16 protein-coding genes are annotated in these 21,313 nt (G+C 66.3%); 13 read left to right on the forward strand and 3 right to left on the reverse strand.

Going from position 1 to position 21,313, the window contains the following annotated elements; translation table 11 throughout:
- Positions 1-244 precede the first annotated feature (244 nt).
- The 11 genes from dnaN to AAFG50_RS41285 all read left to right on the forward strand — a co-directional run bounded on the left by dnaN (position 245) and on the right by AAFG50_RS41285 (position 14,501).
- On the forward strand, positions 245-1,363 hold the full coding sequence (gene dnaN, locus AAFG50_RS41235; protein WP_011083651.1) for a DNA polymerase III subunit beta: 1,119 nt from the start codon (positions 245-247) through the stop codon (positions 1,361-1,363).
- 200 nt (positions 1,364-1,563) lie between these two features.
- Positions 1,564-2,700, forward strand: coding sequence for a DNA replication/repair protein RecF (recF, locus tag AAFG50_RS41240; RefSeq protein WP_028172552.1), 1,137 nt, complete (start codon positions 1,564-1,566; stop codon positions 2,698-2,700).
- A gap of 112 nt (positions 2,701-2,812) precedes the next feature.
- Complete coding sequence (locus tag AAFG50_RS41245; protein WP_028172551.1) at positions 2,813-3,556, forward strand: hypothetical protein; 744 nt, start codon at positions 2,813-2,815, stop codon at positions 3,554-3,556.
- Between the two features lie 118 nt (positions 3,557-3,674).
- Positions 3,675-5,831, forward strand: coding sequence for a hypothetical protein (locus tag AAFG50_RS41250; RefSeq protein WP_028172550.1), 2,157 nt, complete (start codon positions 3,675-3,677; stop codon positions 5,829-5,831).
- Between the two features lie 140 nt (positions 5,832-5,971).
- Positions 5,972-6,655 carry a hypothetical protein gene (locus tag AAFG50_RS41255; RefSeq protein ID WP_028172549.1) on the forward strand — a complete coding sequence of 228 codons (684 nt, stop codon included), beginning with the start codon at positions 5,972-5,974 and terminating at the stop codon, positions 6,653-6,655.
- Positions 6,656-6,936: 281 nt separating this feature from the next.
- Complete coding sequence (gene gyrB / locus AAFG50_RS41260) at positions 6,937-9,372, forward strand: DNA topoisomerase (ATP-hydrolyzing) subunit B (protein WP_011083645.1); 2,436 nt, start codon at positions 6,937-6,939, stop codon at positions 9,370-9,372.
- A 293-nt stretch (positions 9,373-9,665) separates the two neighbouring features.
- Positions 9,666-10,961 carry a UDP-N-acetylglucosamine 1-carboxyvinyltransferase gene (murA, locus tag AAFG50_RS41265; RefSeq protein ID WP_028172548.1) on the forward strand — a complete coding sequence of 432 codons (1,296 nt, stop codon included), beginning with the start codon at positions 9,666-9,668 and terminating at the stop codon, positions 10,959-10,961.
- Between the two features lie 223 nt (positions 10,962-11,184).
- Positions 11,185-12,579: an MATE family efflux transporter gene (locus tag AAFG50_RS41270; protein ID WP_028172547.1), complete on the forward strand. Its 1,395-nt coding sequence runs from the start codon at positions 11,185-11,187 to the stop codon at positions 12,577-12,579.
- On the forward strand, positions 12,576-13,064 hold the full coding sequence (locus tag AAFG50_RS41275) for a DUF2867 domain-containing protein (RefSeq protein ID WP_028172546.1): 489 nt from the start codon (positions 12,576-12,578) through the stop codon (positions 13,062-13,064). Before AAFG50_RS41270 ends, AAFG50_RS41275 begins: the two co-directional genes overlap by 4 nt.
- A complete protein-coding gene (locus AAFG50_RS41280; protein WP_028172545.1) occupies positions 13,061-13,711 on the forward strand; it encodes a 2-hydroxychromene-2-carboxylate isomerase in 651 nt (216 codons plus the stop codon). The genes AAFG50_RS41275 and AAFG50_RS41280 overlap by 4 nt, the downstream gene beginning before the upstream one ends.
- A gap of 142 nt (positions 13,712-13,853) precedes the next feature.
- On the forward strand, positions 13,854-14,501 hold the full coding sequence (locus AAFG50_RS41285) for a DUF6064 family protein (protein WP_011083640.1): 648 nt from the start codon (positions 13,854-13,856) through the stop codon (positions 14,499-14,501).
- 13 nt (positions 14,502-14,514) lie between these two features.
- Here the strand turns inward: AAFG50_RS41285 and AAFG50_RS41290 are convergent, their stop codons facing one another.
- Positions 14,515-15,630, reverse strand: a complete 1,116-nt coding sequence (locus AAFG50_RS41290; protein ID WP_028172543.1) for an FUSC family protein — start codon at positions 15,628-15,630, stop codon at positions 14,515-14,517.
- Between the two features lie 123 nt (positions 15,631-15,753).
- Between AAFG50_RS41290 and AAFG50_RS41295 the strand changes: the two genes are divergently transcribed.
- Positions 15,754-17,121 carry an MmgE/PrpD family protein gene (locus tag AAFG50_RS41295; protein ID WP_028172542.1) on the forward strand — a complete coding sequence of 456 codons (1,368 nt, stop codon included), beginning with the start codon at positions 15,754-15,756 and terminating at the stop codon, positions 17,119-17,121.
- Between the two features lie 149 nt (positions 17,122-17,270).
- Here the strand turns inward: AAFG50_RS41295 and AAFG50_RS41300 are convergent, their stop codons facing one another.
- Together AAFG50_RS41300 and AAFG50_RS41305 are read right to left on the reverse strand one after the other, a co-directional pair.
- A complete protein-coding gene (locus AAFG50_RS41300; protein WP_028172541.1) occupies positions 17,271-18,698 on the reverse strand; it encodes a serine hydrolase in 1,428 nt (475 codons plus the stop codon).
- A 316-nt stretch (positions 18,699-19,014) separates the two neighbouring features.
- Entirely contained in the window at positions 19,015-20,076 is a 1,062-nt protein-coding gene (locus AAFG50_RS41305; protein WP_028172540.1) for a helix-turn-helix domain-containing protein, read from the reverse strand.
- A 313-nt stretch (positions 20,077-20,389) separates the two neighbouring features.
- Here AAFG50_RS41305 and AAFG50_RS41310 point away from each other — a divergent pair, with 313 nt between their 5' ends.
- Positions 20,390-21,307, forward strand: coding sequence for a pirin family protein (locus AAFG50_RS41310; protein ID WP_028172539.1), 918 nt, complete (start codon positions 20,390-20,392; stop codon positions 21,305-21,307).
- Positions 21,308-21,313: the final 6 nt, after the last annotated feature.

A 21,313-nucleotide genomic window follows, 5' to 3' on the forward strand; every position in this document is an offset into this window, starting at 1 on the left:
CTCTCCCCGCAAGCGGGGCGAGGGAGCAGACCTATGCCTGAGCGGCGGCGGGTGTTTTTGCCTGTAAATCGTGGGGAACTGCCTCCCGATCCCTTGAAACCGGGGGCCATCCGCGCCACCTTGCGCGACCCTGACGGCTTTGGTCATATCGGCTGGAGACCCTGGCCTGTCGGGGTCTTCGGTGCCGCGGCGCGCTTTTCGGCCGCCCGGCTTTTTTCATCTTGGGGATCGGGCGAGTAGTGCAATGAAGGTTACGGTCGAACGCGCGCAACTCCTGAAATCGCTGGGTCATGTCCACCGCGTGGTCGAGCGCCGCAATACGATTCCGATCCTCGGCAACGTGCTGGTCCGGGCCGAGAACGCGAAATTGTCGCTGAAGGCGACCGACCTCGACCTCGAGGTGACGGAAACGCTGCCCGCGGAAACCGCGACTGCCGGCTCCACCACGGTGCCGGCGCACATGTTCTACGACATCGTGCGCAAGCTGCCGGACGGCTCCCAGATCGTGCTCGAGGCCGACGGCGACCGCGCCGTGCTGGCGATCCGCGCCGGCCGCTCGCGCTTCACGCTCCAGACCCTGCCGGAGAATGATTTCCCGGATCTGGCCGCCGGCGACATGTCGCATTCGTTCTCGCTCGCCGCCAAGGACGTCAAGCGGCTGATCGACCGCACCCAGTTCGCGATCTCGACCGAGGAGACGCGCTATTATCTCAACGGCATCTATCTGCACGCCGCCGGCACCGCCAAGGCCGCGACCCTGCGCGGCGTCGCCACCGACGGCCACCGCCTCGCCCAGCTCGACCTGGTCCAGCCCAAGGGCGCCGACGGCATGCCCGGCGTAATCGTGCCGCGCAAGACGGTCGGCGAGGTGCAGCGCCTGATCGAGGACACCGAAGCCGAGATGACGATCGAGCTGTCGCAGGCCAAGATCCGCTTTACGATCGGCAACGTCGTGCTGACCTCGAAGCTGATCGACGGCACCTTCCCCGACTACGGCCGCGTGATCCCGCAAGGCAACGACAAGGAGCTCGTCGTCGACAAGAAGGATTTCGAGAACGCGGTCGACCGCGTCTCCACCATCTCCAGCGAGCGCGGCCGCGCGGTGAAACTGTCGCTGTCGCCGGGCAAGCTGGTGCTGTCGGTGACCAACCCCGATTCCGGCAGCGCGACCGAAGAGCTCGAGGTCGAATACGCCTCCGACGCCCTCGATATCGGCTTCAACTCCCGCTATCTGCTCGACATCGCCGCCCAGATCGAAGGCGAGGTCGCGACCCTCAGGCTCGCCGACCCCGGCTCGCCCACCCTGGTCCAGGACCGCGACGACAAGAGCGCGCTCTACGTGCTGATGCCGATGCGGGTGTGAGGGCCCTCTCTCGGCCAACCATCGAAGCCGTAGGGTGGGCAAAGCTTGCGCCGGAGCTCGAAGAGCGAAGGCGAAAGCGTGCCCACCATGCAGCACCGCAGATCGCGGCAAGACGGTGGGCACGCCGCGCGAAGCGCGCGCCTTTGCCCACCCTACGGCAGGCTCCCGCAAAGGGAGAACGCGCCCATGACGAAGAACTGATGACCCCCTCCCGCATTCATCGCCTGACGCTGACGCATTTTCGCAATTATCGGGCGGCGGGGCTCGAGACGGCGGCTGACATGGTGGCGCTGGTCGGGCCGAACGGGGCGGGCAAGACCAATTGCATCGAGGCGATCTCGTTCCTGTCGCCGGGGCGCGGCCTGCGGCGTGCGACGCTGGAGGACGTTGCCGACAATCAGGGCGACGGCTCCTGGGCCGTGTCTGCGCAGGTCGAGGGCGCATTGGGCCTCGCCACGCTCGGCACCGGCATCGAGCCGCCGCGCGCCGACGCTGCCGTGACCCGGCGCTGCCGCATCGACCGCGAGCCCGTGAATTCGGCGGCCGCCTTCGGCGACCACATCCGCATGGTGTGGCTGACGCCGGCGATGGACGGGCTGTTCATGGGCGCGGCCTCCGAGCGGCGGCGCTTCTTCGACCGCCTGGTGCTCGCCATTGACAGCGAGCATTCCAGCCGCATCAACGCGCTCGAGCGCTCCCTCCGCTCGCGCAACCGCCTGCTCGAGACGCGCAATTACGACGACCATTGGTGTGACGCGATCGAGCGCGAGACCGCCGAGCTTGCGGTCGCGGTCGCAGCAACCCGCGGCCAGACCGCAGCAAGGCTGACCGGCATGCTGAACGCACGCGCGCAGGCTTCCGCCTTTCCTTCGGCGCAGATCGCGCTCGACGGCTGGATGGAGAACGCGCTGCTCCGGGAGACCGCGACGTCGGTCGAGGACCGCTACCGCCAGATCCTGCGCGACAACCGTCCGCGCGACGCCATCGCCGGCCGCACCACCGACGGCCCGCATTTGACCGATCTCCAGGTCATCTACGCGCCGAAAGGCATGCCGGCGCGCGATGCCTCGACCGGCGAGCAGAAGGCGCTTCTGATCGGCCTCGTGCTGGCGCACGCGACGCTGGTCGCCGAGATGACCGGCATCGTGCCGCTGCTGCTGCTCGACGAGGTCGTCGCCCATCTCGATCCGAACCGCCGCGCCGCGCTGTTCGAGGAGCTGAAAAAGCTCGGCGCGCAGGTCTGGCTGACCGGCGCGGACCCCGCCGCTTTCGCCGAGATCGGCGCCGGGGGCGAAGTCTTTGACGTCGAGAGCGGACGCGTCTCCGCCCGGCGCTAGAACGCCATTGAACCCGACGATTTCCCGCCGCGACTAGCTGTCGGAGGCCGCGCCGACGACGTCGCAGCCGTGACTGCGCGATGACATGAATCGCAATCCCTTGGAGAGTGAGATGCGGACGGTAAGGTCCGGGGCGCAAGCCCCGGCACGATGGCGGGCGTTTGCGTGCGGCCTCGCCCTGCTCGCAAGCTGCATGCTCGCGGCAACCGCCGGCGCCTTTGTGCCGGATCTGCCGCGGCTGTTTTCGGCAGAGCTCACGCCGGACCCCGAGGCCAAGCTGCCCGCGCCGACCCGCTACAGCTACAGGGGGACCCACACCACCGTGGTGCAGGGCGTTAAAGCGCCGCTTCGCATCAGACTGGAGGCCACCGTACCCGCCGAGCTCGGCAACGTGCTCGCCTTCTACCGCACCGAGCTCAGCAAGCTCGGCTGGCAGGAGCAGCGCGACGGCGCGGTGATCGCCGCCGATCACGTCCAGCTCGCCTTCGCCTCCCCGCTGGGACCAGCGCTGCTGGAGCTCCACCGCAAGGACAGCAGCACCACGGTCAAGCTCGTGCAGAAGAACGCATTGGTCGCGACCGACGCGAACGTCATGCCCGAACCCGGCCAGGCCAAGCTGGTGTTCGCCAATATCAGCAAGACGGACGCCACGCTCACGATCAATGAGCAGAACATCAAGCGCGCCGCCGGCGCCCATGCGGTGTCGCTGGATCTGCAGCCCGGCAAATATTCCTACGAGATGAGCGTGCCGGGCCATCCAGCCACCACGAATGTCCTCGACGTCGCTGCCGGCGATACCTGGGAGCTCACCGTCGGGCCCGACGGTGACGCATGGTCGCCGCTCCTGCTGTATTGAGCCCTTTTGAACCTCACGGGTTCCTGCCGCGACTTCTCGTCTGAGGCCGCGCCGACGGTGTCGCAGTCTGCAATTGCGCGAGGGATCAAGACCCGCGCGAAATCCAGGAGTTTTGGCGATGTCGATCATCAAGCGCGGGACGCAGGTCCCGGCACGCTGGCGGCTGCTTGCCTGCGGCCTTCTGCTCATGGCGAGCGCGTCTCTGCCCGCACGCGCCGACGATGGCATTGTCGACGTTCACGCGCTGCCGCAGCTCGAGGGTGCGGTGGAGGATAATTCGCGCCCCGATCCCTACCGCGTCGAATATCGCATGGCGACGCCGGAATCCGTGACATCGCCGGCGGTGAAGAAGCTCCTCAGCGCCGCCGGCTGGGTGCCCTATGTGCGGCCACTGGAGGAGAAGAGCACCACGCTGAATTTCAAGAAGGGACGGCAGGGCCTGTCCGTTCATTTCACGCAGGCCCTCGGCCGGCCCGACCAGTCCGTGGTCTACTATTCGACCGACCGGATCTACGGCAACGTGCCGTTCCCCGACGGCGCGAGCGACATCGTGTTCGATGGCACAAGGCCCTATCTCGGCTGCGTCGCGCCTCAAGCGCTCGATGCGACATCGGACTTTTACACCGGCCAGATGGAAGCGATCGGCTGGCGCAAGCTCACGCCGGAAACGGCCGCGCGCTGGACGACCAGCCTGGATGAGACCGTTCCCAACGGCTTACGCGTGTTCTACGAGCATCCCGACAGTGAGGTCACCGGCTTCTACAAGCAGAAGCCCGTCATGCTGACGCTGACGCGCCGCGACGACGGCCGCACCAATGTCGACATCCGCGTCGCGCCCTTCGCGCTTCCCTTCGATCTCAAGGCCGACAGCGACGCCGCCGGGCTGCCGCGGCCAACTTTCACCAAGTCGTCGAGGGGGCTCGGCAGCGCAAGCTCCAACAAGCGCGAGATGTCGGCGGCCGCGATGGCCGAGCTGCCCGCGGTGCTGGCCTTCTATCATCGCGAGCTCGCCGCGCGCGGCTGGCAGGAGGACGGCAGCGCGCCGCTCGCGCCCGGCGACGAGGTGGCGATCAAGATCTCCAACGCCGAGGAAGCCGGCGTGCTGCGGCTTGGCCGCAAATACGATTTCACCATGGTCAGCCTGACCGCGCAGGTGAAGGAATCAGCCCTTGCCGCCCGCGCCAAGGCAAAGAAGGAGGCTGACGACAGATTCTTCAGCGATGCCGCGGCAGCCGCAAAGCAGGTCATCGCCGCCGACGAGGCGCGGCGCAAGGTGCAGGCGGCCGCGCTGTCCGATGTCCCGCTCAACGCGCTCGCCGACAGCAAGACGCCGGTGCCGCTGCCGGAGAACGCCGAGGGCGTGAAGTTCGAAGGCAGCGACGGCAGCCTCGAATTCTCGTCCACATCGAGCGTGAAGGCGCTGACCGCGTTCTACCGGGCCTCGCTGAAGCCATTGGGCTGGAACGAGCGGCCTTCGGTCATCAACCAGCCCAACATGGCGATGCTGGAGTTTGCCAGAAGCGGCAAGTCGATCTCCTTCACCGTGATGCAGATGGGCCCCAAGGTGCGGGTCAGTGCCGAGGGTTCGGGCCTCAGGGTGACTGCGGCCAAGCCTGCGGATAAGCCTGCGGAGGTGCAGGCCAAGTCATCCGAGCCGCTCAAGCCGGACACCGAATCCCAGCTTCCCGTGCCGACGCAGCGGTCGTCGACCTCGCTCGCCACCACGAAACTGCCGGGCAGCGAGACGCCGTTCCGCCGCGAGCTGGAGGCCAGCATCCCCGCCCCGCTCGGCGACGTGCTGGCGTTCTACCGCACCGAGCTTGGAAAGCTCGGCTGGCAGGAAAAGGCCGACGGCGCCGCCGTGTCCGCGGAGAGCGCGCAGATCGACTTCACCTCGCCGCAAGGCCCGGCCGTGCTCAAGCTCGGTCGCGCCAAAGGCGAGACCATTGTCAATCTGGCGCAGAAGAATCCGGATGCCGCGACCAAGGCGGACATCATGCCCAAGCCGGGCCAGGCCAGGGTGATGCTCGGCAATATCGGGGCGAAGGAAGCATCGCTCACGATCAACAAGCAGACCATCAAGATCGCGGCCGGCGCCGGCGGCCCGCAGTCGCCGAAAGGTCCGATGCTCAATCTGGCGCCCGGCAAGTATCAGTATGCGCTGCGCGTACCGGGGCGTCCCGCCCGCACCGAGACCCTCACGGTCGCCGCCGGCGATGCCTGGGGCCTGATGGTGGGTCCGACCGGCGAGGTGCTTCCGCTGCAGATGTATTGATTCCGCCGCCTGTGCCTGTAACGGCCAGGTTGAACCTGTCCGGTTCCTGGGGCGACTAGTCGTCTGGAAGCGGCGGCGACCGTGTCGCAGCCGCCGCATCGCGCGAAGACCACAACGCGCGACATTCTCGGAGATGGAGCATGACAACGGTCAAGCGCGGGACGAGAGTTCCGGCACGATGGCGGCTGCTGGTGTGCGCCCTCACGCTTCTCGCAGGCTGTTCGAAGGAGCCGCTGACGGCAGATCCCGACGTCGACATGCCGGCACCGAAGCAAAGCAGCTTCAGCCAATTCCGCACCACGCACGCGCATGACGCCAAGGTCCCGCTCCGGCTCGAGATCGAAGCGCGCGTGCCCGCGGAGCTCAGCGAGGTGCTCGCCTTCTACCGCAGAGAGCTCGGACAGCGCGGCTGGCAGGAGAAGCCGGATGACGCGGTGATCGCCGCCGATCGCGTGCAACTGGCCTTCGTCTCCCCGAAGGGCCCGGCCGTGCTGAAGCTTGGCCGCGCCAAGGGCGAGACCACGGTCAGCCTGGCGCAGCGGAATCCGGAGGCTGCAGCCAAGGCCGATGTCCTGCCGATATCAGGACAAGCGCGGCTGATATTCGGCTATCTAAGGCCGGATGTGGCTTCGCTTGTGATCAACGATCAAACCATCAAGATCGCGGGCGGCGAAAATCATCCACAAACGCTGGATCTGCCGCCCGGCACGTATTCCTACGAGCTACGCGTGTCGGGCCTTCTGGTGCGCACCGATACCGTCACCCTGGCCTCAGGCGAGGCCTGGGGCCTCAGCGACGATAAGAAACCGTCCCAGATATACTGAACCCAGTGGCCTGGTCCGGCGCGCCACGGCGCCCGGAACGCCGTTTCCCACCCCGCAAAATCCACGCCTTCGAGGGAGTGAAAAAGAGGGTCCGAATCGCGCTTTTTGCGGCGCCCAGAATCGGCCTTTGCGAGGCTTGAAAACCGGCCAAAAATCCCTATTTAGTCAAAGGGTTGCCGGAGGATACTTTGCGCTAGGCGCGAGCGGTCTTTCATGGCACAAATAGCCTCACATCAGCGCCTTTTGCGCGGCTGATTCGGGCGACATCTCGAAGGCCTCTTATGACAGAACCTGCTCGGCAGACGCCTGCCGAAAACGAGCCCTCAAATCCGAGCGATTACGGGGCGGAATCGATCCGCGTGCTCAAGGGTCTCGATGCCGTCCGCAAGCGCCCGGGCATGTATATCGGCGACACCGACGACGGCTCGGGCCTGCACCACATGGTGTACGAGGTCGTCGACAACGCGATCGACGAGGCGCTCGCAGGCCACGCCACGCGCGTCGATGTCGTGCTCAATGCCGACAATTCCGTCACCGTGCGCGACGACGGCCGCGGCATTCCCGTCGACATCCACAAGGGTGAAGGCATCTCGGCGGCCGAGGTCATCATGACCCAGCTCCATGCCGGCGGAAAGTTCGACCAGAACTCCTACAAGGTGTCCGGCGGCCTGCACGGCGTCGGCGTCTCCGTCGTGAATGCGCTGTCGAGCAAGCTCGGCTTGCGCATCTGGCGCGACAACAAGGAGCACTACATCGAGTTCGCCCATGGCGATGCCGTCGCACCGCTGGTGGTGGTCGGCGACGCGCCGGGCAAGCGCGGCACCGAGGTGACGTTCCTGGCCTCGCCCGACACCTTCAAGAACATCGAATATGATTTCGCGACGCTCGAGCACCGCCTGCGCGAGCTCGCCTTCCTCAACTCCGGCGTCAACATCGCCCTCTCCGACATGCGCCACGCGGTCGAGAAGCGCGAGGAGATGCACTATTCCGGCGGCGTCGAGGAATTCGTCAAATATCTCGACCGCAACAAGAAGGCGATCGTGCCGGCGCCGATCATGGTGCGCGCGGAAGCCAACGGCATCGGCGTCGAGGCGGCGCTGTGGTGGAACGACAGCTACCACGAGAACGTGCTGTGCTTCACCAACAACATCCCGCAGCGCGACGGCGGCACCCATCTCGCCGGCTTCCGCGGCGCGCTGACGCGCCAGGTCAACGGCTATGCCGAGGCCAATGCGAAGAAGGAAAAGATCGCGCTGACCGGCGACGATTGCCGCGAAGGCCTCACCGCCGTTCTGTCGGTCAAGGTGCCCGATCCGAAGTTTTCGTCGCAGACCAAGGACAAGCTGGTGTCCTCGGAAGTGCGTCCCGTGGTCGAGAACGTGCTCAACGAGGCGCTCCAGGCCTGGTTCGAGGAGCACCCTAGCGAAGCCAAGATGATCGTCGGCAAGGTGATCCAGGCCGCAGCCGCCCGCGAAGCCGCGCGAAAGGCGCGCGAGCTGACGCGCAAGAGCCCGCTCTCGGTCTCCTCGCTGCCCGGCAAGCTCGCCGACTGCCAGGAAAAGGATCCGGCCAAGTCCGAACTCTTCATCGTCGAGGGCGACTCGGCAGGCGGCAGCGCCAAGCAAGGCCGCAACCGCGAATTCCAGGCGGTGCTGCCGCTGCGCGGCAAGATCCTCAACGTGGAGCGCGTGCGTCCCGACAAGATGCTGGGAAGCGAGCAGATCGGCACGCTGATCACGGCGCTCGGCACCGGCATCAGCGACGAGTTCTCGATCGAGAAGCTGCGCTATCACAAGATCATCGTGATGACGGACGCCGACGTCGACGGCGCCCACATCCGCACGCTGCTGCTCACCTTCTTCTACCGGCAGATGCGCGACATCATCGACGGCGGCTATCTCTACATCGCCCAGCCGCCGCTCTATAAGGTCTCCAGAGGCAAGTCCGAGCAGTACCTGAAGGACGAGCGGGCGCTGGAGGACTATTTGATCGAGACCGGTCTCGATGATTGCATATTCACGCCCGGCACCGGCGGCGACCGCAGCGGCCGTGACCTGCGCGGACTGATCGACGACGCCCGCGTCGTTCGCAGCATCCTGCGCAATCTGCACACCCGCTACAACCGCAAGGTCGTCGAGCAGGCCGCCATCACGGGCGTGCTGAACAAGGACATCTACGGCGATCCCGACAAGGCCGCCGCGGCCGCCCAATACGTCGCCGGACGGCTGGACAAGCAGGCCGAGGATGTCGAACGCGGATGGGTCGGCCACTACGTGGAAGGCCAGGGCTTCCAGTTCGAGCGCACTGTGCGCGGGGTCAAGGACGTCGCGATCATTGACTCCGCGTTCCTGGGCTCGGCCGAGGCCCGCAAGCTCGACGAATTTACGCCCAAGCTGCAGGATGTTTATGCCCGCCCCGGCAACCTGCGGCGCAAGGACGTCGAGCACACGGTCCACGGTCCGGTCGATCTGTTCGAAGCGGTCACCGACGCCGGCCGCAAGGGCGTCACCCTGCAGCGCTACAAAGGACTGGGTGAGATGAACCCGGAGCAGCTCTGGGAAACAACGCTGGATACCAATGCGCGCTCGCTGCTCCAGGTGAAGGTCAAGGAGGTCGACGAGGCCGACGACATCTTCACCAAGCTGATGGGCGACGTGGTCGAGCCGCGCCGCGACTTCATCCAGGAACATTCGCTGAGCGCGACGATCGATATCTAGCCCCGACCTCGTTGCACCTCTCCCGCTTGCGGGAGAGGTCGGCGCGCCCCGGGCGATGCGAAGCATCGTCCCGCGCGCGGCGGGTGAGGGCTTTCTCCTCGCGGGGATATTCTCCGTAGATTTCGACAACCCCACCGCTGAAGCACCCCCACCCCAGCCCTCCCCCGCAAGCGGGAGAGGGAGCACACCTCCTTCGTGGCGACCATCAAGCCCGAATTGCTACCGTGCCCAAATCTCGGTAGTTTGCGCCTCCAAAGTAGCCCGCCCCACCCAACAGGACAGCGAGAACCACCGTGGCGCCCATCCAGTACATCGTCGAGGGCGGTCACCGGCTCTCGGGCTCGATCGAGCCGTCCGGCAACAAGAATTCGGCGCTCCCGATCATCGCCGCCGCGCTGCTCACCGAGCATCCGGTGACGCTGGAGAACGTGCCGCGGATCCGCGACACGGAGACGCTGGTCGAGCTGATCCGCTCGGTCGGCGCGGCGGCGGAGTGGACCGCCCGCAACACGCTTCATATCCATGCCAAGAGCATCCGCGCTGCGGATCTCGACCCCGAGCTCTGCGTCCGCATCCGCGCCTCGATCCTGCTCGCGGGCCCCCTGCTCGCCCGCTGCGGCGAGGTGATGCTGCCGCCGCCCGGCGGCGACGTCATCGGCCGCCGCCGGCTCGACACCCATGTGCTGGCGCTGGAACAGCTCGGGGCCAAAGTCACCGCGACCGACCGGCTCGAATTCCGCGCGCCAAAGCTCGCCGGCGCGGACGTGTTCCTGGACGAGCCGAGCGTCACCGCGACCGAGAACGCGCTGGTGGCGGCGGTCGCCGCCGACGGCGTCACCTATTTGCGCAACGCCGCCTCCGAGCCGCATGTGCAGGACCTCGCCAACTTCCTGGTCGCGCTCGGCGCCAAAATCGAGGGCATCGGCACCAACACCATGATCGTGCACGGGCCGGCGACGCTGGGGGAAGCGACCTACCGGATCCAGCCCGACCATATCGAGGTCGGCTCGCTGATCGGGCTTGCCGCCGTGACGCGCTCGCCGCTTCGCATCGTGCGCGCCGGTGTCGAGCATCTGCGCTCGATCCGCATGGGTTTCGAACGGCTCGGCATCGTCTGCCGCGTCGAGGGCGACGACCTCATCGTGCCCTCGAACCAGACGCTGAAGATCCAGGACGATTTCGGCGGCCACGTGCCGAAGCTGGAGGACCAGCCATGGCCGGCCTTCCCGGCCGATCTGATGTCGATCGCGATTGTCACCGCCACGCAATGCGAGGGCGTGATCCTGATGTTCGAGAAGATGTTCGAATCGCGGATGTTCTTCGTCGACAAGCTGATCGCGATGGGCGCGCGTATCGTGCTCTGCGATCCGCATCGCGCCATCATCGCCGGCCCCAGCCGCCTGCGCGGCGCGCCGATGACCTCGCCCGACATCCGCGCCGGCATGGCGATGCTGCTGGCCGCGGTCTGCGCCGAGGGCACCTCGACCATCAACAACGCCGACCAGATCGAGCGCGGCTACGAGCGCATCGAGGAGCGGCTGAACGCGCTGGGCGCGAAGATCAAGCGCGTGCCGGAAAGGAAGAGCTGAGGTCTTTGCCTCTCCCCGCTTGCGGGGAGAGGCCGGATTGCATCGCAGATGCAATCCGGGTGAGGGGGAGCCTCCGCGAATCCAACTGCCATCTTTTCTGCGGAAACAGGCCCCTCACCCCAACCCTCTCAGCGCGAGCAAAGCTCGTCGCGGCCCGTAAGAACGGGGAGAGGGAAAAAACACGGGCCATGTTTTCGTCGCTCAGTGATGCTATTGAGTGACCATGCTCGACACCGTGCAACATCATTCGCAGCCGCAATCCGGCGTGCCGCAAAACCATCTCGCCGATGAGTTCGTCGAGACGCTGCGGCTGGCCGTGCCGATGATGCTGACGCAGCTCGGGCAGATCGCGATGATCACGACCGATCTCGCGCTGATCGGCCGGCTCGGCGAGGATGCGGTCGCCGCCGCCGCGCTGGCGCATACGGTTTATTTCGTCAGCTTTACCTTCGGGCTCGGATTGATGGCTGCGGTGTCGCCGCTGGTGGCGCAGGCGTTCGGCGCCGGCGACGTCAGGCGCATCCGCCGCGCCTTGCGCGTCGGCCTGTGGGTCGCGCTGCTGATCTCGCTGCCGATGATGGCCTCGCCGCTTTATGGCGAACACATCCTGATCGCTCTCGGACAGGTGCCGCAATCGGCCGCGCTCGCCCAGCGCTATCTGAACGGCCTCGCCTGGGGCATCGCACCGGCGCTCGGCTTCATCGCGCTGCGCAGCATGATGAGCGCGGTGAACCGGCCGCAGCCGCCGCTGTGGATCACGGTCGCGGCGATCCCCGTCAATGCCGCGCTGGTCTATGTCCTGATCCACGGGTTGTTCGGCCTGCCGGAGCTCGGCCTGTTCGGCGCCGGGCTCGCGACCACGCTCGTCAATCTCGGCACCTTCCTCGCCGTGCTCGCCATCGCCGCATGGCGAAAACCATTCGCGGACTACCGCCCGCTCGCCCATCTCTGGCGGATCGACTGGCCCCTGATGCGCCAGCTCATCGCGCTCGGCGCGCCGATCTCGTTTTCCCTGCTGCTGGAATATGGCCTGTTCTCGTCCGCCGCGCTGCTGATGGGGTTGATCTCGACCACGGCGCTTGCCGCGCACCAGATTGCGCTCCAGGTCACGGCCGTGCTGTTCATGGTCCCGCTCGGCATCGGCATGGCGGCGACGGTCCGCGTCGGCCACGCCTTCGGCCGCAACGACCCGGCCGCGGTGAGACGTGCGGGCCTCGTCGCTGCGGTGCTTGGCGTGGCGCTGGTCTCGGCCCTGACGGTTGCCATCATCCTCGGCCGCTACGAGCTCGGACGGCTGTTCTTCGGCGGCAGCGAGGCCAGCGCGGCAACGATCGAGCTGACGGCGACACTGCTGCTGGTCGGCGCGACCTTCTTCATCGCCGACGGCCTCCAGACCATTATGGGTGGCGCACTGCGCGGCATCAATGACACCAGGATGACGCTGGTGTTCGCGGCGATCGGCTATTGGTGCGTCGCCTTTCCCGTCGCCTGGGTCCTGGCTTTCCACACCGGGCTGGGCGCAGTCGGCGTCTGGATCGGATTCTCGATCGGCACGTTCGTCTATGCCGGCCTCCTGGTCTTGCGCTTCCGGATGCTGGCGCGCAGACTGGCGGGATGATCGGCACAGTCCGCGAAGTTCCTCCCAATGTCGACGCCGGCACGCTGCTGGCGGGCGCGCAGTTCATGGACGCATTTCGCGTGGAGATCGGCGCAACGGCGGTGAATGCCCGCGAGGCCTGCGTGCGGATGGTTCTCCACGGACCGCGCTGGGTCGATGCGCTCATACGCCTGCGCAACATCCTGGTGAGACCGTTCGGACTGAAGACCTCGGGCGAAGGCGCACCGGCGCCGTATGGCCTGATCGGATTGTTTCCGGTGGTCAGCGAAACACCCGAGCGGCTGGTCGCGGGCTTCAACGATTCCCATCTCGATTTCCGCCTCGTCGTCGATGTCGCCGGAACGGAGGCGGACCGCCAGGTGACATCGACCACGCTGGTGCGCACCCACAATCTGCTCGGCCGGACCTATCTCGCCCTCATCATGCCCTTCCACAAGTTCGTGGTCCGCGGCATGATGAAGCGCATCGCGGAACCGGCGAGATGACCCTGTCCGTCGACCTCTTCTACTCCTACCGCAGTCCCTTCAGCTATCTGGCGCTGCCGAAGACGCTGAAGCTCGTCGCGGAGTATGACCTCGCGGTGAACCTGCGACCGGTCTATCCGCTCGCAGTCCGCGTCCCCGGCTTCTTCAAGAAGGCCAGCCCGAACTTCATTCGCTATGTGGTGCTCGACAGCACGCGCGTAGCGCAGCACGAGGGCATTCCATTCCGCTTTCCGAGGCCAGATCCGATCGTGCAAGACAAGACGACGTTCGATGTCGCGGCCGAGCAACCCTACATCCACCGCCTGACCCGGCTGGGCGCGATGGCGCAGCTCGAGGGCCGTTCGCTCGCATTCACCGATGCGATCGCGCGCGTGCTATGGGACGGCTCGGTGGCGGGCTGGAACGAAGGCGATCATCTCGCCCGCGCGGCCGAGAAGGCCGGCTTCGATCTCGCCGCGATGGATGCTGCAATCAGCGCCGATCCGGATCGTTACGAGCAGGTGATCGCGGCGAACGAGAAGGACCTCGCCGCCTCCGGCCATTGGGGCGTGCCGACCTTCGTGTTCGAGAACGAGCCGTTCTTCGGCCAGGACCGCATCGATCTCTTGGTCTGGCGCATGCAGGACAAGGGCCTGACGAAGCGGTAGGGCAAGTCCTGATGCGTACCGGCCTCGGCCCATGACCGCCATAGGTCAACATGCCGCGGCCGGGCGTGCATCCGCGTTGATCCCGGTCAAATGACGCATCTCGCCGGCTGCATAGCGTCTCCTCGCGGAAGGAGCCGCGATCATGCTGCCGTTCACGATCGAGCAATTCCTAGGTGTTTTTGCGAGCTACAACCGGGCAATCTGGCCGATGCAGGTTCTCGCATATCTGTTGGGCGGGCTGGCCTTCGTGCTGGTGTTTCGCAAGGACAGATGGGCCGATCAGATCGTCGCCGGCATTCTTGCGGCGATGTGGGCATGGACCGGGATCGTCTATCACCTGACCTTCTTCGCAACGATCAACAAGCTGGCCTACATTTTCGGCGCATTGTTTGTCGTCCAGGCTGCGGCCTTCGTCTATTTCGGCGTGTGCCAAAACCGGATCGATTTCGACTACAATGAGGAATCAGCGGGGGTTATCGGAGTCGCGTTCGTGTTCTACGCGGCGGCGATCTACCCCCTGTTCGGCCTCGAGATGGGTCAGCACCCCAACGAACTGCCGATGTTCGGAGTCACGCCGTGTCCCGTCACCATCTTCAGCTTCGGCATGTTGCTGCTGACAAGGCAGCCGGTCCCGCGCTGGCTCCTTGTGATCCCGTTTCTATGGTCGCTTGTCGGCGGCAGCGCCGCGATACTGCTCCGCGTGCCGCAAGACTGGGCGCTGTTGGTGGCTGGAGCTGTCTCTCTGGCACTGCTGATCCAGCGTGACCGGCGGGTCGCATCGGCCTGCTAGTTCCAGCACCGGCTCACTCCGCCACGCGCGCGGGCTTGTCGCTTGCTGCCTCCGACCACTCGCCGACGACGCGGTCGAGATCGCAGAGATTCTGGTGCATCTGCTCCAGCGAGAAGCCGATGGCGAAGAAGCGCTCGGCGGTGTCGCCGGAATGGCCGCGGATCAGACCGTCCTGGCGCACGGCGGCAACCGCCTCGGCGTAGTGCTGAAGCGCGACATGCACGGGATGGATCGGCGGCGCGCCGGCGCCAGCCCGCAACGCTTCGGCCGCCGACCGCAGGAAGCGCACGATCGCCGCACTGACCTCCGCCAGCGGCGCGGCGAGCCGCATCTGCACCTCGACCGGCAGCGGGACGACGGTGGCGCGGCCGATCATCACGACGTCATGGCGCAGCCGCAGCACCGTTCGCAGCAAGGGACCGGTATCGGGCCCGCTCGACAGGCGCGCGGCACGCTCGCGTTCGGCTTCTGCACCGATGGCATTCATGCCCACCATCGCGGTGCCGATGCCGTCCTGGATCCGGTGCAGCGCATCGTTGTCGCGGCCGCGCGTGAGACCCGCGAGCAGCTCGGTGAAGGCGTCCGCGATCAGTTCGAGCAGTCTTGCCGCGCTGGCGCGGATCTGCCGCACCGCGCGTGAGGGCAGCACCAGGAACGAAACGAGCAATCCCGTGATGGCGCCGACCCCGACCTCGCTGACGCGATCGATCGCCGAGGTCATGGGATCGGAATGATGCATGGTCGGAACCAGCAGCACGATGATCGCGGTCACCGTCGCCGCGTTGAGGCTTGGGTTGATCGCGGCCACGAAGGCGAGCGGCGCGACCGCCAGCACCAGCAGCCCCAACAGGCCCGCCTCGGTAGAGTAAGGGATCAGGATCGCGATGGCGCCGCCATAGATGGCGCCGCCGATCGTGCCAAGCACGTAGTCGCGTGTCGCCTTCAGCGAGCGGCCGACGCTCATCTGGGTCACGATCAGCGAGGTCAGCACCGCCCAGAGCGGCAGCAACAGATGCAGCGCGGTGGCGATGGCATAGGCCGCCACCGCGGCGACCGTGACCCGGATGGCCAACCCCAACTGCGTCCGCCGTGATCGGATCCGGTCGAACATTTGTCTTGCGAGTGCCATCGTCGAATGTCCCGGTCCGATCCTCTTGCGCCTGCCAAAAGCATAGCTGATGCCCGCGGCCCCAAGGCCGCTTGAAAGGCCAAATCAGCCCGCCTAACTTGCGCGCCAAAACGAGGAAACACGATGGCCCACGAAACCGCAACGCTCGCCGCCTATGTCTTCAATCTGAAATACCAGGATATTCCGGCGGAAGTGCTGGATCGCGCCAAGGTGTTGACGCTGGATTTCCTCGGCAGCGCGATCCGGGCCAGAAGCGAAGCGGAATCCACCCCCTCGATCCTGAAGATGCTGGAGGCGCTCGCGCTCGACACCAGGGGCGAGTCCACCGTGTTCGGCGACAGCAAGACCTGGACCCCGGCGGTGGCGGCGCTGCTGAACGGCGCACTCGGCCATTCCCTCGATTTCGACGACACGCATGCGGATTCTTCGCTGCATCCGAGCGCGCCGGTCGTTCCGGCCGCGTTCGCCGTCGGCGAGATGGTCGGCGCTTCCGGGCGCGACGTGCTGACCGCGATCGTGGCGGGCTATGAAGTCTGCTGCCGGCTCGGCAACGCGCTCGACCCGACCTCGCATTATGCGCGCGGCTTCCATCCGACCGCGACCGCCGGCACCTATGGCGCGGCCGCCGCGGCCGGAAAACTGTTCGGCCTCAGCGAAAAGCAGATCATCGCCGCCTTCGGCGTCTCCGGCAGCCAGGCCGCCGGCTCGCTGCAATTCCTGGTCAACGGCGCCTGGAACAAGCGCTACCAAGTCGGCGCCGCCGCGATGAACGGCGTGATCGCCGCGACGCTGGCGCGCAACGATTTCGTCGGCGCGACCGAATCGGTCGAGGGCAAGCACGGCCTGCTCACCGGCTACACCGACGACGCGCATCCCGGCAAGGCCGTCGCCGAGCTCGGCAAGACCTATGAGACGATGAAGATCGGCGTGAAGCCGTATCCGAGCTGCCGCTACACCCATGCCGCAATCGACGCGCTGATCGCGATGCGGCGCGAGCACAATCTGACGCCAGACCAGGTCAAGCGCGTCGAGATCGGCCTGCATCGCAACGGCATCACGCTGACCGGTGATGCCGCGACCAAGCGGCATCCGACCTCGATCGTCGGCGGCCAGTTCTCGATGTTCTTCACCGGCGCGCTCGCGCTCGATCAGGGCAGCTTTGGTTGGGACGACTACAACCGCCTCGGCGATACCGCCATCGACGCGCTCGCCGACAAGTTCGACGTGGTGCAGGACGACCGGCTCGAGATCGGCCGCACCCATCCGTTCGGCGCGCGCGTCAGCATCACGACGGACGACGGCGTGCACGAGCGGCTGTATGCCGATCCCTCCGGCGAGCCGAATTCGTTTCCCGATGCGCAGGCGATGCAGCAGAAATTCTTGACGCTGGCGCGCCCGGTGCTGAATGCGCGGGCGGAGAAATTTGCCGACGCGATCCTGACGCTGGAGCGGTTCGACCGCGTGGCGAAGGCGACGGAATTGGGGAGGTAGGACTCTCTCTTCCCCCTCTCCCCGTTCTTACGGGGAGAGGGTTGGGGTGAGGGGCATCTCTCCGCGAATGAGATGGCCGCGAGACCTGTACCCCCTCACCCGGATTGCTGCGCAATCCGACCTCTCCCCGCAAGCGGGGAGAGGTTAAATCAATTCACCCCCGCCAGCTTCCCCTTCTCGCGCGTTGCGGCCACCACGTCGCGCACGAGATCGAACACGCCGTCCGCCTCCGGCGGCCAGTTCGGCGAGCGGCCGAGCCGCACGATCACGAGTCGCTCCGAGGGAATGACGATCGTGTACTGCCCGATCGTGCCCTTGGCGAAGAAGGCATCGCGCGGCCAGCCGTGTGTGATGCGAAGGTTCGCGCCAAAGCTGTCGCCGTGGTTGGTCCAGAAGCCGGCGCCGATGCCGACCCACGCGTTTGGCGTCGCCGTCGCCGAATAGTTCACCCATCCCTCGGGGAGGATGCGCTTGCCGCCGGCGAGGCCGTCATTGAGATAGAGCTGGCCGAACCGCGCCCAGTCACGCGCGGTCGCCAGCATTTCGCTGGAGCCCTCGACCGTGCCGGCACCGTCGAGCTGGAGCGTGACATGACGCATGCCGAGCGGAGCGAACAATTCGCGGCGCGCGAAGCGCAGCGCGTCTTCGGGGGTACCGCCGGCAGCAACGCGGATCAGATGCGCGAGAATGATGGTGTTGCCGTCGTGATAGTTCCACGCGGTGCCCGGTGCGGTCTCGAGCGGGATGCTCTCCGCATAGGTGGCCATGTCGGATTCCATGAACTTCATCCGGTTGACGGGCTCGAAGGCGGAGCCGAGCGAAGCCTCCAATGAGCTGCCGAGCGCAAGGCCCGCAGTGTGGCGCAGCAGCTGATCGACGGTAATGGCGTGGCGCGGATCGTCAGGATCTTTCCAGGCTGCGACCGGCGCAGGCCCATCGAGCTTCAGCTTGCCCTGGCGCACCAGCACGCCCGTCAGCGCCGAGATCACCGATTTCGTCATGGAGAAGCCGAGCAGCGGTGTCTCCGGTCCGAGGCCGTCCGCATAGCGCTCGGCGATGATGCGGCCCGCCTTCATCACGACGACCGCGCGGGTGCGGCGATGAGGCGGCTGCGCGGGCTCCGCAAAGGCACGGTCGAGCGCGGCGGCAAGCTCGGGACTCTGCGGCGGCACGATCGCAGGGCCGGCGATCTCGGGCAGCAGCGCCGGCTGCCTGTCGTCCGCAGGCACGGTGACGTCGGCGATCGCCGCGCCGTGCTCCAGCGTGCAGCCGAGCCCCTCGCGATAGACGGCATGGCTGCGGCCGATGCCGAACAATGTCACCGTGACGTCCTTGCGCGCGCGATCGACCTGATAGTCCATCGCCCAGGTGATCAGACTGGTGCCCGGCATGGCGTCCATGGTTTCGGCGAAGGTCCGCCTGATATCCAGGCCCGAGACGAACGTCTCGGAGCACAGGATGTCGGCGACGAAGCCGGTGGCGATCCTGGGCACGTCGTGCGCCCGCGCCGCGCCGAGCGCGAGGCCGGCAGCGACGATGGTGGTGGTGAGGAGGATGATCTTGCGGCGGCGGGTCACGGGCTTTCTCCGGCTTCGGGGCAGGTGCGGGAGAGCAGGCCGGATGCGGGCGACACGCGCTCGCCGGATTTGGAAAATAGCGTGGCTGAAACCGAGCGGGTGCTGGCCGATTCCGAAATAACTCAAATATTTCAAAGCAATGCGAGGATGCAGTCACGACGGTGGTCCGCTCCCCCGCCCCGCTTGCGGGGAGAGGGTTGGAGTGAGGGGGAGCCTCCGCGGGGGCGGTGAGAGTTGGACTCGCGGAGGCTCCCCCTCACCCGCCGCGCTTCGCGCGTCGGCCTCTCCCCGCACGCGGGGAGAGGCGAAGAGCCGGTTACGCCGCATTCACCTTCAGCCGCCGGTACTCCGTCGGCGTCACGCCGGTGACCGCCTTGAAGGCGCGGTTGAACGGGCCGAGCGACTGGAAGCCGGCGTCCATGGCGATGGTGATGACCGGGACCTCGGCCTGGGCGGGATCGGCGAGCGCGGCCTTGGCTTCCTCGATGCGGTGGTTGTTCAGGAAGACATTGAAGTTGCGGTAGCCGAGCCGCTGGTTGATCAGCCGGCGCAGCCGGTATTCGGGAATCTTCAGCCGGCCCGCCAGGACGCCGATGGTGATGTTCTCCTGGCGATAGATCCGCTCGTCGGCCATCAGCCGCATCAGGGCGTCGATGAGCTTTTGATCGGCCGCGTCATCGGCTGCAGGCTGACTGAAAACAATCGGCGGTGCGGGCTCCGCCGCAGCCGGAAACAGATCCGCCCCGTCAACGCGCATCATGGCATAGACGATCGCCGCGACGGTGCAGGCAAGCACGCCGGCATTGATGGTTTCGGCGACATCGCCGACGTGGTGGCCGGCGACGACGATCTGGAGTACCGCGTTCAGCCCGCCATAGAGTGCGGTTACGCAGACGATGAAGACACGAACGTGGCGGCGGCGCTCGACCAGGTCGGCCGGCCAGGAGGCGATCATCTGCCCGACCGCGAGCGCGATGAAGCCGAGCGCGATCAGATTGACCACCGTCACCGAGAACCGCACATGGCCGCTGGGTGCAATCCAGACGCAGCCTGCGAAGCTGAAGGCGGTCACCAGCGCCCAGACCCATCCGTGCCACCAGCGGAGGCGAAACTCGTCGTCGAACAGGGAGCGTGTGAACAGCCAGAACACCACGATGGTGCCGGTCGAGAGCGCGATCAGCGGCGCATGCAGGAGCGGGATCCGCGACGTGACATCTACCGAATAGCTCGCCGCGTGCGCCGCTGAGCCCAGCGCGAAGGCCGCACCGAGCCGGGCCGCCAGAACATTGCGAAAATCCGAGACCAAGGACGCCGCAAGCACCAGCAGCAGCGCCACGGACGCCGCGCGAAATGCGAGTTCTGTTGCGGCAAGTGTCATCGGGTGATGCGATCGGTCGCGGTTGAAATCAGCCGAACATCGTTCGTTACGTCCTTTTTTTCAAGGACCATCCACACCCCAACTGTCATCGCCCGGCTTGACCGGGCGATCCAGTACACCGAGACGGTTGTGATTGAGCCGAGAGGCCGCGGCGTACTGGATGCCCCGCCCCCGTGCGCAATTGCGCACTAGGCGGGGCATGACAGTTGAAAATGTGGCACCGCCGCCCCCACAACATCTTGTCCGGCTTTGTCGCGACGGCGACGCCAAATCCTGCTACGATCGTGGCCAAGAAAGTTAAAAGGAGTCCATCATGAGCTGGCAACCCTCCAACGATCCCGTGCTCGGCGATCCCATGTCCTGCGATGCGCTCGATCTTGTGATCGTGCCGCGCACGCGCGACCTCGGCGACGGCTTCGTCGTGCGACGCGCGCTGCCCCATGGCAGGCGGCAAATGGTCGGACCCTTCATCTTCTTCGATCATTTCGGCCCGGTGCAGTTCGTTTCCGGCAAGGGCATGGACGTGCGGCCGCATCCGCATATCGGACTTGCCACCGTCACCTATCTGTTCGACGGCTCGATCATGCATCGCGACAGCGAGGGCAACGTCCAGGAGATCGCGCCCGGCGCGATGAACCTGATGACGGCGGGCCGCGGCATCGCGCATTCCGAGCGCACGCCGGATGCGCAGCGCGCCTCGGGCCAGCAGATGCTGGGCCTGCAAAGCTGGATCGCGCTGCCGGCCGGATCGGAAGAGATCGCACCGTCGTTCCAGCATTACGGCGCCGGCGACCTGCCGATGATCTCCGAGCGGGATTTCACCGCGCGGGTGATCGCGGGCTCCGCCTTCGGCATCACGTCGCCGGTGTCCATGGTCTCGCCCTGGTTCTACACCGAGGTCACGGCGGTCGCGGGCGCGAGCGTGCCGCTTGACCCCGATCACGAGGAGCGCGCGATCTACGTGGTCGACGGCGAGGTCGAGATCGCGAACGAGCGCTATGAGGGGCCGCGGCTGCTGATCTTCCGCCCCGGTGACCGCATCACCGTGAAGGCACTCAAGGCCACGCGAATGATGTTTCTCGGCGGCGATGCACTGGAAGGCCCGCGCCACATCTGGTGGAATTTCGTCTCCTCCAGCAAGGAGCGGATCGAGCAGGCCAAGCAGGACTGGAAAACCGGCCGCTTCGCGGCGGTTCCTCAGGAACATGAGTTCATTCCGTTGCCGGAATAGGCTAAT

It is taken from the genome of Bradyrhizobium sp. B039, assembly GCF_038965675.1.
In the GTDB taxonomy this organism is placed as follows: domain Bacteria; phylum Pseudomonadota; class Alphaproteobacteria; order Rhizobiales; family Xanthobacteraceae; genus Bradyrhizobium; species Bradyrhizobium diazoefficiens.

Excerpts from the sequence above, each read along its gene's own strand:
- dnaN (WP_011083651.1), top strand. The coding sequence starts at position 245 with ATGAAGGTTACGGTCGAACGCGCGCAACTCCTGAAATCGCTGGGTCAT.
- recF (WP_028172552.1), top strand. The coding sequence starts at position 1,564 with ATGACCCCCTCCCGCATTCATCGCCTGACGCTGACGCATTTTCGCAAT.
- AAFG50_RS41245 (WP_028172551.1), top strand. The coding sequence starts at position 2,813 with ATGCGGACGGTAAGGTCCGGGGCGCAAGCCCCGGCACGATGGCGGGCG.
- AAFG50_RS41250 (WP_028172550.1), top strand. The coding sequence starts at position 3,675 with ATGTCGATCATCAAGCGCGGGACGCAGGTCCCGGCACGCTGGCGGCTG.
- AAFG50_RS41255 (WP_028172549.1), top strand. The coding sequence starts at position 5,972 with ATGACAACGGTCAAGCGCGGGACGAGAGTTCCGGCACGATGGCGGCTG.
- gyrB (WP_011083645.1), top strand. The coding sequence starts at position 6,937 with ATGACAGAACCTGCTCGGCAGACGCCTGCCGAAAACGAGCCCTCAAAT.
- AAFG50_RS41270 (WP_028172547.1), top strand. The coding sequence starts at position 11,185 with ATGCTCGACACCGTGCAACATCATTCGCAGCCGCAATCCGGCGTGCCG.
- AAFG50_RS41275 (WP_028172546.1), top strand. The coding sequence starts at position 12,576 with ATGATCGGCACAGTCCGCGAAGTTCCTCCCAATGTCGACGCCGGCACG.
- AAFG50_RS41280 (WP_028172545.1), top strand. The coding sequence starts at position 13,061 with ATGACCCTGTCCGTCGACCTCTTCTACTCCTACCGCAGTCCCTTCAGC.
- AAFG50_RS41285 (WP_011083640.1), top strand. The coding sequence starts at position 13,854 with ATGCTGCCGTTCACGATCGAGCAATTCCTAGGTGTTTTTGCGAGCTAC.
- AAFG50_RS41290 (WP_028172543.1), bottom strand. The coding sequence starts at position 15,630 with ATGGCACTCGCAAGACAAATGTTCGACCGGATCCGATCACGGCGGACG.
- AAFG50_RS41295 (WP_028172542.1), top strand. The coding sequence starts at position 15,754 with ATGGCCCACGAAACCGCAACGCTCGCCGCCTATGTCTTCAATCTGAAA.
- AAFG50_RS41305 (WP_028172540.1), bottom strand. The coding sequence starts at position 20,076 with ATGACACTTGCCGCAACAGAACTCGCATTTCGCGCGGCGTCCGTGGCG.
- AAFG50_RS41310 (WP_028172539.1), top strand. The coding sequence starts at position 20,390 with ATGAGCTGGCAACCCTCCAACGATCCCGTGCTCGGCGATCCCATGTCC.